The following is a 13,667-nucleotide window of genomic DNA, read 5'->3' as shown; positions in this document are numbered from 1 at the left end:
GCTCAGCTTGTCACCAGCGCGTCGCCCCCTCCACGTTCGGAATGAACTGATCCGAGCGATTTACGAAGGCGCCTTTCTCGAACACGACGATGCTGTCGTGGACGTGGATGCCACGGGTCATCCGACCGATCTCCGTCTCTGGCAGCTCGCCCCGCGTCCAGTGGGCGTGCAGCTCGTCCAGGGTCTCCTTCACCCGCTCCATGAAGGCGCCGGGTGTCCGCAGCCCGCCCTGGAAGTCCGTCCAGTAGGAGGCGTGAACGTCCTCGACCATGTACAGGGCATCGCGCGGCATGCGCGGATAAAGGTACTCGAACGACCGGATCATGTGCGGCGAGAGATGACTGCCGTCGTCCAGCACCACGTCGGGCGCGCCGAACTCGTCGACGAGCGACTGCATGAACGCCGGGTCGCCCTGGTCGCCGATCCGGACGCTGACCTGCTCGTCCCCGAAGGATTTGCACTCCTCGCGGATGTCGACGCTGACGAGCTTCGCGGTCGGCCCGAAATAATGCTTGAACATCTGCGACGAGCCGCCGTTGCCGCAGCCGATCTCCAGGAAGACGATGCTGCGGCCGACGAACGGACGGAAGTAGCGCTCGTAGAGCGGCAGGTAGTGCGCCCACTTGCGGATGGGGCGGTCCTTGTTGGCCCAAAAATACTGGTTCAGCGACATGTGGCGGTCCTGGCGTGGCGCCGGTCCGGCGCGGAAGTGCCGGACCATAACCAGTGAGCGCACGCCTGTCAGTCCTTCCGGTAGCGTTTCCCACGCCAGCCGCTCGCCGTGAGCGGCAGGCCGGCGGCCCACGGCTTCAGCTCGCAGATCAGACGCTCGAACTCGGCGACGTCGCCGAAGCCCCGCGGCACTTCCGTGATGATCTCGTCGTGGACGTGGCCGATGACCGGGTAGCCGGCGGCCTCCGACGCCTTGATGCCCTCGGCCAGCAGATCGCGCGCGATGGCCTGCACGATGTTCTCGAAGGCGAGGCCGCCGTACAGCCCGAAGCGCTCCCACTTCTTGGTGACGCTGTTCACCCCGAGCGCGGTCGCGGCCTTCTTCGCTTCCCCGTCGATCTTGCCCTCGCCGGCCAGCTCCGCGGCCTCGGCCTCGACGCGCGCCATGACTTCGCCGGAATCCATGCCGGTCCGACGGAACCAGACCATCGAGCGCAGCCGCGGCGCCCCGTACGCCAGGCAGCGGCCGGACGGCAGCCGGCACCATAGGAAGCCCATCTTCACCACGTACGAGCACCGGCCGACGTGCTGGATCTGGCCGGGCGCCTGGATCGCGGCGCGGATGGCGTCCTCGAGACCGGACCAGCGGCCGACGATTGCCGGGTGCGTCGCGCGCCAGCCGACCTTGACCAGCTCGGCGGCCAGCCAGCCCTCGCGCGACAGCACGGTCGTCGTCGGGTCGCCGCGCTTGCAGCACGCCTCGTAGCGCTTGACCGCCTTCTCCCGGCGCTCTTCGTCGGCGGCCGCCCACACCGGGGCGTAGACCGGATCGATCTTCAGGCTGTAATTCCGAGCCATCGACCGGAAAGCGCCGACGCCGCCCTGGTACTGCAGACTGAGCTCGGACACCTTGCCGACCTGACGCCGGACGTCCTTCTTGCCGAGCTGATCGACCGGCACGTTGAAGATGCCCGCGGCCGAGCGCCGGTATAGATCGGGCAGGGTCGGGTCGGCGATCAGGTCGAACATCGCCTGGACCTTCCAAGCTTCGTCGGCCTCCCAAGCCGCTACGGCACCTTCAATGCCGCTATAATCCGCCACGAGTAGATCGTTCCCTGCTCCAGCCCAAAGGAAACCGCGTAGCGCGTCCGATATAAGCCACAAGGGTCGGCCAAGAACTTCGCCGTACAAATCCCGCAGCCAGCCCGGATCTGATGTTCGGATCGCTCCAAATAGAGCGGCGGGGTCCAGGTGTGCATCGCCAAATTCCTTTCGAGGGCGGGGGAGATTGTGCAACTGCGCGCCGACGCTCGACCATCGGCCGGTGCCCGCCGCGCAGAACAGGAAGGCCCCCCTGATCCGTCCGTCATCAGACGCGCGATCCAGGAAGGACGACAACTTCGCCACCGACGTCTTGGCGGCTTCCTGGCGGATCTCGACGGCCCGGCGCACGTTGGCCGGCAGGTCGTCGCACTCCAGCAGCTCCTCGATCTCGGCTTTCGCGGCCGACGGCAGGCCGACGCCTTGGCCCTGCACCCACTCCACCAGCTTGCCCGGCTGCGAGCACGCCGGGACGTAGCCGTCGGTCGCCAGCCGCATCTCCCGGTCGAGCTGGCGCTTGGCCTCGTCCGCCAACGCCAGCGCGGCGCGCGCCGAGACGACGTCGACTCGGATGCCCCGATCATTGATGCGTTGGTCGATGATCCACAGCTCTTGCTCCTCGTCGGACAGCGGGATCATGCGGGCATCGGCGGCGGCTTCCGTCTCCACATCGACGTCGCAATAGTCGTGGAAGCGCTCGAACTCGTCGGGGTGGGTCGTCGCGTCGTTGAAGTACAGCCCGGGCGGCTCGTCACCGCGGGGCTTGCGCGGCAGGGAGAAGCGGCGGATCAGCTTCGACCCCTCCTTGTCCTTCTGCACGTCCAGGCCGAGCGCCGCCCCGAGATCGCCGAGCGCGCGGGGCAGCGACATGGCGGCGGCCGTGGCGGCCGTGCAGCGGCATTGCTCCAGCCGCAGCGCCGGCCATCCATAGCGGGGCGTCAGCACGTTCTGCCACAGCCCGCGCTCGAACGAGACATTGTGCCCGACGACTGTCCGGCCGGCTTCGACGTGCGCGACGATATCAGCCGGACATGGCGCGGGCGGACGCCACCGCCGCACCGGGCCGTTGTCCAGCTTGTAGGAGGCCATGAGCGGCGCCGTGTGCGGCGACGCGAAGTAGCGATATGCACCGTGCTTCCGCAGATCGACGTCGCTGCGGGTCTCGAAGTCGATTTCCAGGCTCATGCGAACACGTCCGTCAGTCGAAGATTCCGCCGGTCAGCGAGAGCGGCATCGGCGGCTTGGATGAAGGCTTTCGCGGCTTCCGCGCAGATCGCGTTGCCATAGGCGCGCAGGCGTCCCATGCGGGCGGGAGCGCTTGCAACCAGCGGGAATGTGCCGGGTTCAACCGGGCGCCACTTGCCGTCTCGGCAGAAGAGCCAGTCAGGGCCGGACCAGAATGTACGACCTGATTGTTGAGCTGCTGCCCCTTCGCTCCCCCGCCCCGCTCCGAGTAGGGCTTCAAGTTCGGCGTGCGATAATCTCTGTTCGCCGGTGTCGCCCAAGTGGACAGCTGCGCCTGCAGCGCCAAGCTGGTCAAGCTGATGCCAAGCTCGGCCCCGTTCTCCCGCGCCTTCACCTTGCGCGCCAGGAACTGCTCCGGCGTGCCGCCCGCTTCCTTGGCGGCCGGCGTCGCCCACGAGGCCAAGGCCGCGATCTGGTTGAGCGGCCGGCCGGTGTCCCACGGGCGCGAATCCTTGGCGCCCCGGTTCGCGTCCATCACCGTCGGCGTCGGCCACGAACCATGTTCTGTGCCGGGGGTGCGGAGCACCGACGCCCGCAGCAGGGAGTACGATCGGCCCGAAGGCGTAGCCGTCCGCTTCCAGGTCAGTTTGAACAAGGTCGACCCACAGCCGGCCGTCCTTGCCATCAACCTGCTCGCCAAGAACTCGCGCAGGGCGGCACTCTCGGATGAGGTGGTGCCATGCGGGCCAAAGGTGCCGCTCATCAGCAAACCCGCCTCCTTTGCCTGCCGCGCTGAAAGGTTGGCAGGGGCAGGAGCCGGTCCAGACCGGGCGGTCGTCGGCCCATGTCGCGAGCCGCAGTGCGCGGCTCCATACACCGATGCCGGCGAAGAAGTGGCACTGCTCGTATCCGCGCAGCTCGGAGGGTCGAACATCCAGAATGCTCCGCTCATCGACGTCGCCGGGCGCGATGTGGCCCGCAGCGATCAGATTGCGCAGCCAAGCCGCCGCGTAGGGGTCGATCTCGTTGTAGTAGGCGGCCATCAGTCGAACACCGACACGACGGCCGGCAGCTCCGGCGCGCGCCCGCGCTGGTCCGACACGGGCTGCGCCGACAGTGCTTCCGCAGCGGCGGCCTCCGGCGAGGGCTGGATCGCGATGCGAAAGCCGTCGGACCACGTCCAGCGTGACGAGGCCTGCCACATCGCCTCCCGGCTGTGCATCCGGTTCAGCGAAAACTGCGTGAGGCCTCGGGCCGCCGCATCGGCGAGAAGCTGGTCAAGCGTCATACCTGAATGCTCCCCTCGCGCAGCCAGCGCTTCGTCACGCCGGCCTCGGCGAACATCACGCTCGCGACCTCGAACTGCTCGCTCGGCATACGGGTCTCGCCCGGGCCGACGATCACGCAGACGATGCCGGCCTGGATCAGCGACTGCGCGCACGCCGCGCAGGGATGGTGCGTCGCGTAGACGGTGCAGCCCTCGGTCCGGACGCCGTGCTTGGCTGCCTTGGCGACCAGGTTCTGCTCGGCGTGGCTCGCCCACAGATACTTCTCGGGGCGCTCGCGCCGCTCCGGCCGGTCCTCGACCCCGGCCGGCGGGCCGTTGTAGCTGGTCAGCAGGCTCGTCCGGCCGTCGGGAGCGACAAGACACGCGCCGACTTGGGTGGTGTCCTTGGATTGCGACGCCGCGAGCTCGGCGTGCTGCATGAGGAATACGGGCCAACGGCTCATGAAGCAGCTCCCGTCTTCTCGCGCTTCGTAACGTTGATGCACGAGGCCCACTGGCCGGACGCGAAGGTGGCGACCAGCTCTGTCGAGCCGCGCTCGCCGGATCGGAAGACGATCTCTCCGCCGTTGTTGAACATGAAATCGCAGTTGATCTCGTGCACGGTCCCGAACACGTCGGTGACTTCGTACCGCTTCATGACGGTCTCCTGTGGTGGCGGGTTACGGGGTGATGTCCCAAGCGGCGCAGACGTCCTCGTAGCGGCGGCCCGAATCGTAGGCCTCGCACTTGGCGTCCTTGCGCAGGCGCCAGCGCCGACGGCGCTCTCTGTTCGTTTCCAGGGCTCGCGCCCGAAACTCCGGATCGGTGGCGTACCGCTCCCGGTTGCGCTCGACCGACTTCTTCTGCTGCGCGGCCCGGTAGGCCGGGCTGGTGAATCGCGCCAATGTCGTCGTGGAGATGCCGCAGGCCGCCGACGTGACGGTGTGGGTCGCGCCGGCGGCCAGCATCTCCCGAGCTTTCGCGTGCCAGGGCTGCTCCTTCACGACGCTACCCACCACGCGAAGACCAGAACGACGACCAGCTCGACGCTGATGGCGATCATCGCGCCGCGGGCCAGGCCGAGACCGCGGCGGTTGGCTTCCTCGGGGCCGATCACGCGAACACGTCCCCCATGCCGAGGGCCTGCGCGTACATCTCCAGGATGGCTTGCTGCTCCTGGCGCTCCGCGCGGTCCTGCTTCCGGATCTGGATCAGCTTGCGGATCGCGGCCGTGTCGAATCCTGACCCTTTTGCCTCTGCGAGGATCTCGCGGCGGTCGCTCTGCCGATCGGCGATCTCCGAATCGACGCTCTCCACCCGTTCGATGAAGCTCTTGAGCTGGTCGGCGGAGACGCTGTTGTGGCCCGGTCCGGGCGTGCTGTCGGTCATCGGTCAGATCTCCTCGTTCAGGGCAGGGGTCGGCGCGTCGGTTTGCGCGGCCGCACGGCGGACCTGCTTGTCGAGCGTGTCGGCGGCCTGGACGGTTTCGGTGCTGAGAAGGCCGCCGTGGGCGTCATCGATGCGGATGAAGCGCACGATCCGGCGGGCGGCGGTCAGGAGGCTTTCTTCAGCCACGGCGCGCCTCCATCTGCCGGAGGCGACGGGTGGCTTCGCGGTTGCTGGCGTGGGGCAGCCAGCGCGAGCAGTCGCCGATGCCGAACACAGTGGTCCGGTCGCGGCCCTCGCCCCTTTTGTAGCTGATGCCGGTGTAGCCACGCTTCCCGAACCGGCCGCGGTTCGGGTTGGCGCCAGGGTGATCCGAAAGCGGCATGCCGCGGGGTGTGTCGTAGGTCATGATCTTTGCTCCTGATGGGCGGGGCTGCCGCCGGTGTCACCCGGCGACAGTAGACAAAATGGACAGTACAGATCAGCCAAACAGGCCGCCGGCGCCCTGGCCCGACTTCGTTTCGGCCGGGGCAGCGCCCTCGTCCGCGATCTTCTCGAAGTACTTGTCGACGTCGACACCGCCGCCACCGCCGAGCCGCTCACCATCGCCGGTCTTCTGGAAGTAGCCGATGCCGAACGAGACGCCGTCGCCGCTCTCACTGTTGTTCCAGGCGAAGGCGTTCAGCACCGCGAAGCCGTAGCAGCCGCTGTAGACCTCCTCCTCGGTGGCGGGGATCGTCGCGGAGCGGAAGCGCACCACGGGCGGGCGGTCCTCGTTGGCCTGCGTCCGGATGAAGAACACATCAGCCGACATGCCGGGGTGCAGTTCGCCGGTCTCCTTCGAGCGGGCCTCCTTGCCGTCACCGGCCAGAAAGGGAAGACGGATGCCGCCGGCCTTCGCCCGGGCGATGCCCTTTTCACCCCACTGCGCCGTCACGACCTCGGCGACGACCTTCTCGAGCACGGCCTTGGCCGAGAGCGGGAAGATCAGCGTGCAGCCGTACTTCTTGGTCGTGCTGTTCTTGGCCGCACGCGGCTTGAACAGCTGCTGCGCGTAGGAAACCCGGCAGGCCGGGGTCTTGAAGTCGTCGCTGCGTGCCATTGCCATGTCAGTTACTCCGTTGCTTCAAAATACCGATCCGCCATCGCGGGCGCATCGGGGCGATCCGTGGCGTCGGCCTTCACGAGCGTTCTGCCGGTGATTTGCTTTAGCCACATGGATTTCAGCTTCTCGGCCCCCGCCTTGCCGACAATCTTGTCGATCGCGGCGGGGGTCTTCAGTTTGCGATCGTAGACGTCGTCGGCGTCCAGGCCGGCGACCGCTTTCAGATCGGCGACGATCTTGGCTTCCGGAGCACCCCACTTGCGGTGCCCGTAGCTGTCGACCAGCCGATACCCGGGAGGCGGCGTGCCGGCCTCGGCGAGAGCGTGCGCGTACGCCCGCCGCGCCTTGATCCAGTCCTCCAGCATGTCGAGCGCCGCCAGATCGCGTGCGACGGCCTCGGGGCTCTGTTCGGCCGGAGCGTTGAGCTTTGGCCGGTCCATGTCGTCGAACCACAGCCCGGCGACATCGAGGGACTTCTTGCGCAGCTTCGGGCACCAGCCCTCGGCCGCGCAAAATTTACATTTCCCGGGGCGCAGCCACTTCTCGGCCCACGCCTCCAGCAGCACGGCGTTGCCGCCGCACGCTGCATGCTCGTCGGCGGCCTGCTTCGACCGCCGCATCGCGACCAACAGATCGGCCGTCCAGTCGATCAGATCGGCGACGTGGAAGGTCTCCGACCGGATCTTGCCGTCACGGTGGGGCGCCCGGGGCTGGACGATCGTCACCGTGACTTGGTCGACCGCAAGGCCCGGGTTGGCGAGCAGAGCCCCAAGGGCATAGGTCCGCAGCTGCGGGTTGCCCTTGACGTCCACGACGCCCATGCCGTGCTTCAGGTCGATCACCTGCAGACGCTTCAGGTAGCCGTCGTAGATCACCGCATCCGCCGTGCCGCCGGCCTCGAACGGGCCGCCGAGAGGGCCGAGATCGAAGCGCTGCTCGATCATCAGGAGCGGGGCCGTACCCGCGCCGGAACACCGAACCGTGTCGATGACGTAGCCGACGTACATCTCGGCCGAAGCCAGGATCTCCTCGTCGACCTCGATCTGGTGCCCTTTGGTGGCCTCGATGTCGCCGAGCTTCGGCGTGGGGCCGCCGCGCAGCATCTTCTCGGCTACCTGGTGCGTGGCGGTGCCCCGAGCCGCGTGGATGGATTCGCGCTGCTCGGGGGTGTTCATCGTGAGCGCGAGCGCTCCGGCACATTGCCAGTTCCTCGCGGTTGCCGAGGCCGACCAGACGGCGTGATCGCGGGCGCCGTGGTCAGGTGATGACGACATCGAAGTCCCCCGCCCACGTCGTGATTGTCTTCTGCAACCGACGCCACAACTCGCTTTCAGCAGTGGCGTCACCAGCGTCTCTGATGGCGGCAAATTCAGCCCCGGTGATTTCCGTGAGCAGGTCGATCTGACACTCTGCTTCTTCGCCGTTCGGTGCTCTGAAGAAGAGCTGGACGTAAGGCCGCCCGACGGGCGCCGTCATGGACATATGAACCGCGACTTCGATGTTGGCGGGACTGTCTGCCATCTCAGCCTCCCACCGCGTCACGCTTCCAGGGGTTCTTCGCGAGAGCCTCGCGCCACGCGCCTACGGCCTTCCCGAGGGCCTCCTGCGTGTCCGGCACCAGCGTCATGCGCCAGGCCGTCGCCGGGGTCGTGCCGTCCTTCTCCACGGCGCCGGCCGGGACGTCCCCCAGCGCCGCGTTGAAGATGGTAGGTCCGTCGATCTGAGCCGCCGGCATGCCGTACCGGGTGACGTAGTCGCCCATCGCCTTGCGCAGATCGTCGTGGGTCAGCATGTCCTGGATCTTGCCGCCCTCCGCTTCGGCGGCCTCGTCGGCTGCGTCTTGCGCCTGGACTTCCGGGGCATCGTCCTCGGGGCCGACGCGCTCCTCGCCAGTGCTGATCGCCGCGCCCGACTTCAGGTTCGCGAACGCCTCGGCAACCTGCTCGGGAGTGCTGTCGGCCGGCAGCGTCGTCATGCTGGCGATCGTCGGCACGCCGGCCGCGGCGTTGTCCCGGGCGTCGGCCGCCTCGTCCTCCGCGACCTCCTCGGCGGTGCGGCGCTTCCGCCCGGCCGACGGCTTGCCGCGCTCACGCGCCGGCTTGTCGGCGGTCGGCCGCGTCTCCGCTTCGGCCGCCGCGGCGCTGTACGCGGGCTGCTGGTCTGACGGTTTGTCCACCGTGTCAGTGGACAGATTGGACAACACAGGCGTGACGACGGGCGCCGTGTCCAGCGTGATATTTTCGGGGCGGCGGATGAAGCCGATGGCAGCCAGGGCCTCGGCGACCTGGTCGGCCGACGAGCCGATGTCAGGGCCGCGTTCCGTGGTGAAGATGATCTGTAGGCTCACTTGAGCACCTCTCGTATCGCGGACCATTTCCGCATCAGGGACGACTGCAGCGCCTCGTCGATGGACCCGGCGAGGGTGCAGACCTTCACGAACGCCTGTCGGCGCTGCGTGTGGTTGGTGATCCGGAGAGCGGCCTGCGCCATGTCCTTCGGTACGAAGGAGCTCTCGACGAACCATAATTCGCATGCGGCAGATAGATCGATCGCCTCGCCGGCGGCCTGGATCTGGCCGATGAAGACGCGGACGTTCGGCAGATCCCGGAACCGCTGCTCGGCTTCCTCGCGGTGCTTCGCGGAGGTCGATCCGTCGATGAACGCGACGCCGCGATCCATGAGCGCGAGGCCGAGAGCCAGGATCACGTCCGTGTGCCACGCCATAAGCACGATCTTGTCGAGCCCGTTGTCGAGCGCTTCCTTCACGGCCTCGACGACGGCCTTCGCCTTGATCTCACCGGTCAGCCGCCGCAGCGGTCCCAGGTGCATCTCCAGCGCCTTGGTGTCGCCCTCGTCGGCGGCCTTCAGCAGGGCGATGGTATCGACATTGTCGAGGGCACGCCGCTGCTTCTCCGACACCAGTAGCGGCAGCGTCTCATAGATCGGCGCCCGGATGCCGACGTCGGCCTGCGTGCGCCGGTTGACGAAACCGTCGAGCCGGGTCCGCAATTCTTCCAGGTTCTGCCCGCCGACGACCACGTCGATCGACCGGAATCGCGAGATCCGCTTCGGCCGGGTGATGACGTACCGGTCCATGAAGGCTGCGTGGCTGAGAACGTCCGGCATGTCGCCGCGCGCGGCCAAGCGCTCCGGGCAGAGCGAGCGCATCATCGGGTACAGATCAGCCGGGCTGTTGGCGCACGGGGTAGCGGAGAGGCACCAGACGACCGCCGCTCGACTTCTTAAGGCTACCGCGGCGGCGACCTCATCACCGGCACTCCGGGGGTCGCCATAGACTGAGCACGTCCGGGCGGCGTCGAAGGACTTTGCGGCGTGGCTCTCGTCCAGGATGAGCAGGTCGAACCGCTGTTTCAGCAGCGCGGCACGCTTCTCGGCCTGCGTCGCGCCGGCCCAAGACAGAATCTGAACGTCGGCCACGCTCGGGTCGATGCTGACGCTGCGGGGGAACGCCGGCCACTCCTGAAACGCCTTGCGCCAGACCGCCCGACCGGAGGCCGTCGTGACGACTAGGATGCGAACCGCCAGAATCATGTCCGCGGCGATGATAGCCGTGCCCGTCTTACCAGTCCGGCAATCGGAGGCGTTGAGCGCCGTGGCTCTATCCGCGAGCCAGCGTCCATCCGCGATTTGATGTGGATAAGGAATCACAGCGGCAATCCAGCCCGTCAGGTTCAGCGTGTATATCAGGTGTATGTCAGGACAGTGGACAGAATGGACAACGGCGTCAAGCAAAATTATCGCCGAGGGTGACAGCCAAACGAGCGATCAAAAACGCGGCGTTGCGATCGGTCATCTCGAGCACAGGCTTGCCGTCGGCCGACACGACGATCATGCCGTCAATCCGCATAGCCGTCATCAGCGTTGAGCGCCGCTCGATCACGGGGTCAGCCGAAGACGTCTTTTCCCTCGGCGACGGGCAAAGCGTCCGGCCGCAGTACGGCGGCGGTTCCGCCGAGCGATAATCGCAGCGCGTGCATGTCCACCCTTTGCTCATCGTCCGGTCCAATCTGTCGTACCCGCACCGTGAGCGACGGCGCCGCGCTGTAGAACTTCTGCACCCGGAGATCGACGACCTGGCCGTCGTCCGGCCACACGACCAGATTGAGCGCGTCGAGCATTTTCGCGACGTTGTCGGCGTCGGGCTTCTTCGTCGGCCGCTCGGTCCCGTCCAGGGCCGCCGCACGCCGTTTCTTCGGCCAGCTCTCGGCGATCGGCATGTTCGCCACGATGTCGACGGCCAGCGGCCCTTCGAGCAACGGCCGGCCGTTCATCGCTTGCTGCGCCGCCAGGGCCAGCCGGCCCTCGTAGGCAACCGTCCGCTCGGGCGTAAAAGTCCGGCCCGACGCCCGGGAAAACCGGACGCGCTCCTTGCCCATCGGAGCGCCGTCGAGCCGGATCGTGACGTACGGCGTGATATACACATTGGACACGTCGGTCGTCACGAAGCCGTTCTCCCTTCCAGAAACACCTCGTGCTCACGAATCAGCGCAGCGCAGCGGACCTTCAGCGCCGGCTGATCCGTCATGGTCTGCAGCATGCGCAGCTCGTCGACCAGCTCCCATATCGACATTTCGTTGCCGCAGAGCAGTCCTTGCGACAGCGTCCAGAACCATCGAATCTCGTTTTGGCGGCTCTCATCGCTCACAGCTTCCCCCGTTCGTCATGTACTTTGTTAGCGAAACCGGGCGGCCGTGCTCGATTTCCAGCAGGCAGAGACAGCGCGCGAGCCAACTACCCGGCACACTGCTGCGGCGCCACCACTGCTGCACTGTGGCTGCCTCCGGGCCATTGAGCCCGTAACGATCGAACAAATCAAGAACGGCGGATGCCGATCCAAACTCGCCGCGAATGAACGCCCGTCCGTCGAACACGGTTTCAACCCCTATGCGAACTTAAGGCGAATTTGTATGTCAATTGGTGGAGTACAAAATGTCCTGCGTCAACCGCCAAAATGGACAAAATGTCTTTGACACCCTCAAGAGCGTGACATACAGACCGATACGAGCTAAGAGAGGACGCGAATCATGGCTGCCAATAACCGGATACACATGCAAAACGACGGCAACGACGTTCACCCGCTCGCACCGGGTGAGATCAGCCGTGAAGCGTTCGGCCGGAAGCTCTACGACCTGATGCTGAAGAAGGGTTGGTCGCAGAGCGAGCTCGGCCGCCGCGCCGGCATCACGCGCGGCAGCATCTCGAATTATATCCTGGGCCACGCCGTGCCGACCGACATCAACGTCTCGCGGCTCGCCAAGGCTCTGAACGTCCCGATGGACACGCTGCGGCCGAGCCGCGTCGAGGACGCGATCGAAGAAGACACCCCGTCTGTCGAGTTCCGTGTCTCGTCGGCCGACCAGACGAAGGCGTGGCTGCGCGTGAACCGGCTCGTCAGCGTCGACGCCGGCGCGAAGATCCTGCAGATCCTGAACGACGATGCAGCGGCTTCTAACGCAAAGTGAGGCGGCGGCGCTGCTGCGCTGCTCCGTGTGGACCATCAAGCGCCTGCGTCTCGACGGCAAGCTGGCCTACCGGCCCGGGCGACCCGTCTTGATCGACGCGGCGGATCTCGAAGAGCACGTGAGGTCGACATGTCAGATCCGACCCTCAAGCGCGCTGGCAACGGTGTCTACTATGTCCACTGGACAGTCGGCCGACGAAGCAAGCGTGAGAGCACTCGCCAGACGGAATTTTATAAGGCGCAGATTTATCTCACGGAATGGCTGAAGACAGCCGGCGCCGAACCCGAAGCAGCGGCCGCCGCGCTGACCGTCGCCGATCTGTGGCCGATCTACCGCAAAGAGCACGTCGAGACGAAAACCGTCATCGCCAAGCAGCTCGATTCCGTGTGGCGGCGGCTTTCGCTTCACTTCGGCCCGCTGACCCTGGCCCAGCTCAACCAGAACGCCTTCGACAGCTACGAGCACAAGCGCGCGACCGGGCGCATCGGCCGGCCGGCTGTGTCGGGCTCCGCGCGCCGCGAGCTCGCGATCTTGATGGCCTGCCTGAATTGGTGCGCGCACGGGCGCCGCAAGCTCATCGCGAAGGCCGATGTCCCGGACGTCGGGCTGCCCACGGCGTCGGCCCCGCGCGACCGCTGGCTCAAGATCCCCGAGATGCAGCGCCTTCTGAACTCCGCGCAGGCCCTGCGCACCGGCCCGCGTCTGTCGCGCGGCGAGCGCTTCCTGTGGTTGGCGCTCGAGACGGCGGCCCGCAAGACGGCCATCTGCCAGCTCACATGGGACCGCGTCGACTTCGAGACCGGTGTCATCCACTACGCGGTGCCGGGCCGCCGGCTGACGAAGAAGCGCCGGACATCGCCGCCGATCTCGTCGGCGCTCCTGCCGGTCCTGAAGCGCGCCTACGCCGAGCGCCGGACCGAGTTCGTGCTGGATACGACGAACGACCCCTATTCGGTGATCAAGCTGATCGCGAAGCACGCCGAGGTGGCCGACGTCAGCCCGCACGTTCTCCGGCATACGGCGGCCACGCAGATGGCGCGCCGCGGGGTGCCGATCGCGCACATCGCCGATCTGCTCGGCAACACGATCGCCATGACCGAGCGGGTCTATCGCCATCACGCGCCGGAAGCGACCAGAGAAGCGGTCGAGAAAATTTCCGCGGGCCTACTGGACGCTGCAGAATGATGCGCGCGGGCCGCGCCCACGATGGGCGCAAGTGCGCAAAATGGGCGCGCTTTGTGAAGGACAAACTGGACACCGTGTCCACTGCGCCCCGGTGTTTCAGAGCATAAGCTGTCCATCGACAACGACATACAAAGATCGTGCAGTGTTCTTCACGATGACGTTCTCGTCGCGCCGGGACAAGGTGCAGTTCATGGCCGACAAGCTGAAGGCCGTGTCGTAGGAACGCCGTGCCGCAGGAAAGCGAAGCACGCGTTCCGCCTCCTCCCGAGCGCTTTGTGCCGGG

The 13,667-nt window shown here is 66.7% G+C and carries 20 protein-coding genes and 1 pseudogene; 3 read left to right on the top strand and 18 right to left on the bottom strand.

Annotated features, from left to right (window positions below):
* Positions 1–10: 10 nt before the first annotated feature.
* The 18 genes from ASF22_RS08565 to ASF22_RS08485 form a co-directional block, all read right to left on the bottom strand.
* Complete coding sequence (locus tag ASF22_RS08565) at positions 11–736, bottom strand: class I SAM-dependent methyltransferase (protein ID WP_244474229.1); 726 nt, start codon at positions 734–736, stop codon at positions 11–13.
* Between the two features lie 5 nt (positions 737–741).
* On the bottom strand, positions 742–2,958 hold the full coding sequence (locus tag ASF22_RS08560; protein ID WP_056263382.1) for a hypothetical protein: 2,217 nt from the start codon (positions 2,956–2,958) through the stop codon (positions 742–744).
* Complete coding sequence (locus tag ASF22_RS08555; protein ID WP_082483588.1) at positions 2,955–4,001, bottom strand: DNA cytosine methyltransferase; 1,047 nt, start codon at positions 3,999–4,001, stop codon at positions 2,955–2,957. The genes ASF22_RS08560 and ASF22_RS08555 overlap by 4 nt, the downstream gene beginning before the upstream one ends.
* Complete coding sequence (locus ASF22_RS08550) at positions 4,001–4,246, bottom strand: hypothetical protein (RefSeq protein WP_056263380.1); 246 nt, start codon at positions 4,244–4,246, stop codon at positions 4,001–4,003. The genes ASF22_RS08555 and ASF22_RS08550 overlap by 1 nt, the downstream gene beginning before the upstream one ends.
* Positions 4,243–4,689: a deaminase gene (locus ASF22_RS08545; RefSeq protein ID WP_056263379.1), complete on the bottom strand. Its 447-nt coding sequence runs from the start codon at positions 4,687–4,689 to the stop codon at positions 4,243–4,245. The genes ASF22_RS08550 and ASF22_RS08545 overlap by 4 nt, the downstream gene beginning before the upstream one ends.
* Positions 4,686–4,883: a hypothetical protein gene (locus ASF22_RS08540; protein WP_056263377.1), complete on the bottom strand. Its 198-nt coding sequence runs from the start codon at positions 4,881–4,883 to the stop codon at positions 4,686–4,688. Before ASF22_RS08540 ends, ASF22_RS08545 begins: the two co-directional genes overlap by 4 nt.
* A 22-nt stretch (positions 4,884–4,905) precedes the next feature.
* Positions 4,906–5,229 (bottom strand): hypothetical protein, encoded by a 324-nt coding sequence (locus ASF22_RS08535; protein WP_156647641.1) that lies wholly within the window; start codon positions 5,227–5,229, stop codon positions 4,906–4,908.
* 109 nt (positions 5,230–5,338) lie between these two features.
* Positions 5,339–5,614: a DUF2312 domain-containing protein gene (locus ASF22_RS08530; RefSeq protein WP_056263375.1), complete on the bottom strand. Its 276-nt coding sequence runs from the start codon at positions 5,612–5,614 to the stop codon at positions 5,339–5,341.
* 3 nt (positions 5,615–5,617) lie between these two features.
* Positions 5,618–5,800: a hypothetical protein gene (locus ASF22_RS08525; protein WP_056263374.1), complete on the bottom strand. Its 183-nt coding sequence runs from the start codon at positions 5,798–5,800 to the stop codon at positions 5,618–5,620.
* Positions 5,793–6,020 carry a hypothetical protein gene (locus ASF22_RS08520; RefSeq protein WP_056263372.1) on the bottom strand — a complete coding sequence of 76 codons (228 nt, stop codon included), beginning with the start codon at positions 6,018–6,020 and terminating at the stop codon, positions 5,793–5,795. The genes ASF22_RS08525 and ASF22_RS08520 overlap by 8 nt, the downstream gene beginning before the upstream one ends.
* 72 nt (positions 6,021–6,092) lie before the next feature.
* Entirely contained in the window at positions 6,093–6,719 is a 627-nt protein-coding gene (locus ASF22_RS08515; RefSeq protein WP_082483587.1) for an ssDNA-binding protein, read from the bottom strand.
* A gap of 5 nt (positions 6,720–6,724) precedes the next feature.
* Positions 6,725–7,990 (bottom strand): DUF2800 domain-containing protein, encoded by a 1,266-nt coding sequence (locus ASF22_RS08510; protein WP_082483585.1) that lies wholly within the window; start codon positions 7,988–7,990, stop codon positions 6,725–6,727.
* Positions 7,974–8,237 carry a hypothetical protein gene (locus tag ASF22_RS08505; RefSeq protein WP_056263366.1) on the bottom strand — a complete coding sequence of 88 codons (264 nt, stop codon included), beginning with the start codon at positions 8,235–8,237 and terminating at the stop codon, positions 7,974–7,976. Before ASF22_RS08505 ends, ASF22_RS08510 begins: the two co-directional genes overlap by 17 nt.
* Before the next feature lies 1 nt (position 8,238).
* Complete coding sequence (locus tag ASF22_RS08500) at positions 8,239–9,063, bottom strand: hypothetical protein (protein ID WP_056263364.1); 825 nt, start codon at positions 9,061–9,063, stop codon at positions 8,239–8,241.
* Positions 9,060–10,469 carry a DEAD/DEAH box helicase gene (locus tag ASF22_RS08495; RefSeq protein ID WP_156647639.1) on the bottom strand — a complete coding sequence of 470 codons (1,410 nt, stop codon included), beginning with the start codon at positions 10,467–10,469 and terminating at the stop codon, positions 9,060–9,062. Before ASF22_RS08495 ends, ASF22_RS08500 begins: the two co-directional genes overlap by 4 nt.
* Positions 10,462–10,617, bottom strand: coding sequence for a hypothetical protein (locus ASF22_RS23685; RefSeq protein WP_156647638.1), 156 nt, complete (start codon positions 10,615–10,617; stop codon positions 10,462–10,464). The genes ASF22_RS08495 and ASF22_RS23685 overlap by 8 nt, the downstream gene beginning before the upstream one ends.
* A gap of 4 nt (positions 10,618–10,621) precedes the next feature.
* Positions 10,622–11,179: a RusA family crossover junction endodeoxyribonuclease gene (locus ASF22_RS08490; RefSeq protein ID WP_056263360.1), complete on the bottom strand. Its 558-nt coding sequence runs from the start codon at positions 11,177–11,179 to the stop codon at positions 10,622–10,624.
* Positions 11,176–11,382, bottom strand: coding sequence for a hypothetical protein (locus ASF22_RS08485; protein ID WP_056263358.1), 207 nt, complete (start codon positions 11,380–11,382; stop codon positions 11,176–11,178). The genes ASF22_RS08490 and ASF22_RS08485 overlap by 4 nt, the downstream gene beginning before the upstream one ends.
* Before the next feature lie 379 nt (positions 11,383–11,761).
* Here ASF22_RS08485 and ASF22_RS08480 point away from each other — a divergent pair, with 379 nt between their 5' ends.
* From ASF22_RS08480 to ASF22_RS24800, 3 genes and pseudogenes are all read left to right on the top strand, one after another.
* The gene (locus tag ASF22_RS08480) at positions 11,762–12,199 is read left to right on the top strand and encodes a helix-turn-helix transcriptional regulator (protein ID WP_082483584.1); all 438 of its coding nucleotides are present in this window, start codon (positions 11,762–11,764) and stop codon (positions 12,197–12,199) included.
* Positions 12,174–12,263 (top strand): annotated as a pseudogene (locus tag ASF22_RS24805) (DNA-binding protein); the annotation flags it as partial. The gene ASF22_RS08480 and the pseudogene ASF22_RS24805, both read left to right, overlap by 26 nt.
* Positions 12,264–12,328: 65 nt before the next feature.
* On the top strand, positions 12,329–13,384 hold the full coding sequence (locus tag ASF22_RS24800; protein WP_056263354.1) for a site-specific integrase: 1,056 nt from the start codon (positions 12,329–12,331) through the stop codon (positions 13,382–13,384).
* Positions 13,385–13,667 lie beyond the last annotated feature (283 nt).

It is taken from the genome of Methylobacterium sp. Leaf87 (genome assembly GCF_001422775.1).
Lineage (GTDB): Bacteria > Pseudomonadota > Alphaproteobacteria > Rhizobiales > Beijerinckiaceae > Methylobacterium.
Note: the sequence above shows the minus strand (reverse complement) of the source record. Positions and strands in the feature narration are given on the sequence as shown.

Bases quoted from the DNA above. Each gene is read 5' to 3' on its own strand.
- ASF22_RS08560 (WP_056263382.1), bottom strand. From the start codon at position 2,958: ATGAGCCTGGAAATCGACTTCGAGACCCGCAGCGACGTCGATCTGCGG.
- ASF22_RS08555 (WP_082483588.1), bottom strand. From the start codon at position 4,001: ATGGCCGCCTACTACAACGAGATCGACCCCTACGCGGCGGCTTGGCTG.
- ASF22_RS08550 (WP_056263380.1), bottom strand. From the start codon at position 4,246: ATGACGCTTGACCAGCTTCTCGCCGATGCGGCGGCCCGAGGCCTCACG.
- ASF22_RS08545 (WP_056263379.1), bottom strand. From the start codon at position 4,689: ATGAGCCGTTGGCCCGTATTCCTCATGCAGCACGCCGAGCTCGCGGCG.
- ASF22_RS08540 (WP_056263377.1), bottom strand. From the start codon at position 4,883: ATGAAGCGGTACGAAGTCACCGACGTGTTCGGGACCGTGCACGAGATC.
- ASF22_RS08530 (WP_056263375.1), bottom strand. From the start codon at position 5,614: ATGACCGACAGCACGCCCGGACCGGGCCACAACAGCGTCTCCGCCGAC.
- ASF22_RS08520 (WP_056263372.1), bottom strand. From the start codon at position 6,020: ATGACCTACGACACACCCCGCGGCATGCCGCTTTCGGATCACCCTGGC.
- ASF22_RS08515 (WP_082483587.1), bottom strand. From the start codon at position 6,719: ATGGCAATGGCACGCAGCGACGACTTCAAGACCCCGGCCTGCCGGGTT.
- ASF22_RS08510 (WP_082483585.1), bottom strand. From the start codon at position 7,990: ATGTCGTCATCACCTGACCACGGCGCCCGCGATCACGCCGTCTGGTCG.
- ASF22_RS08505 (WP_056263366.1), bottom strand. From the start codon at position 8,237: ATGGCAGACAGTCCCGCCAACATCGAAGTCGCGGTTCATATGTCCATG.
- ASF22_RS08480 (WP_082483584.1), top strand. From the start codon at position 11,762: ATGGCTGCCAATAACCGGATACACATGCAAAACGACGGCAACGACGTT.
- ASF22_RS24800 (WP_056263354.1), top strand. From the start codon at position 12,329: ATGTCAGATCCGACCCTCAAGCGCGCTGGCAACGGTGTCTACTATGTC.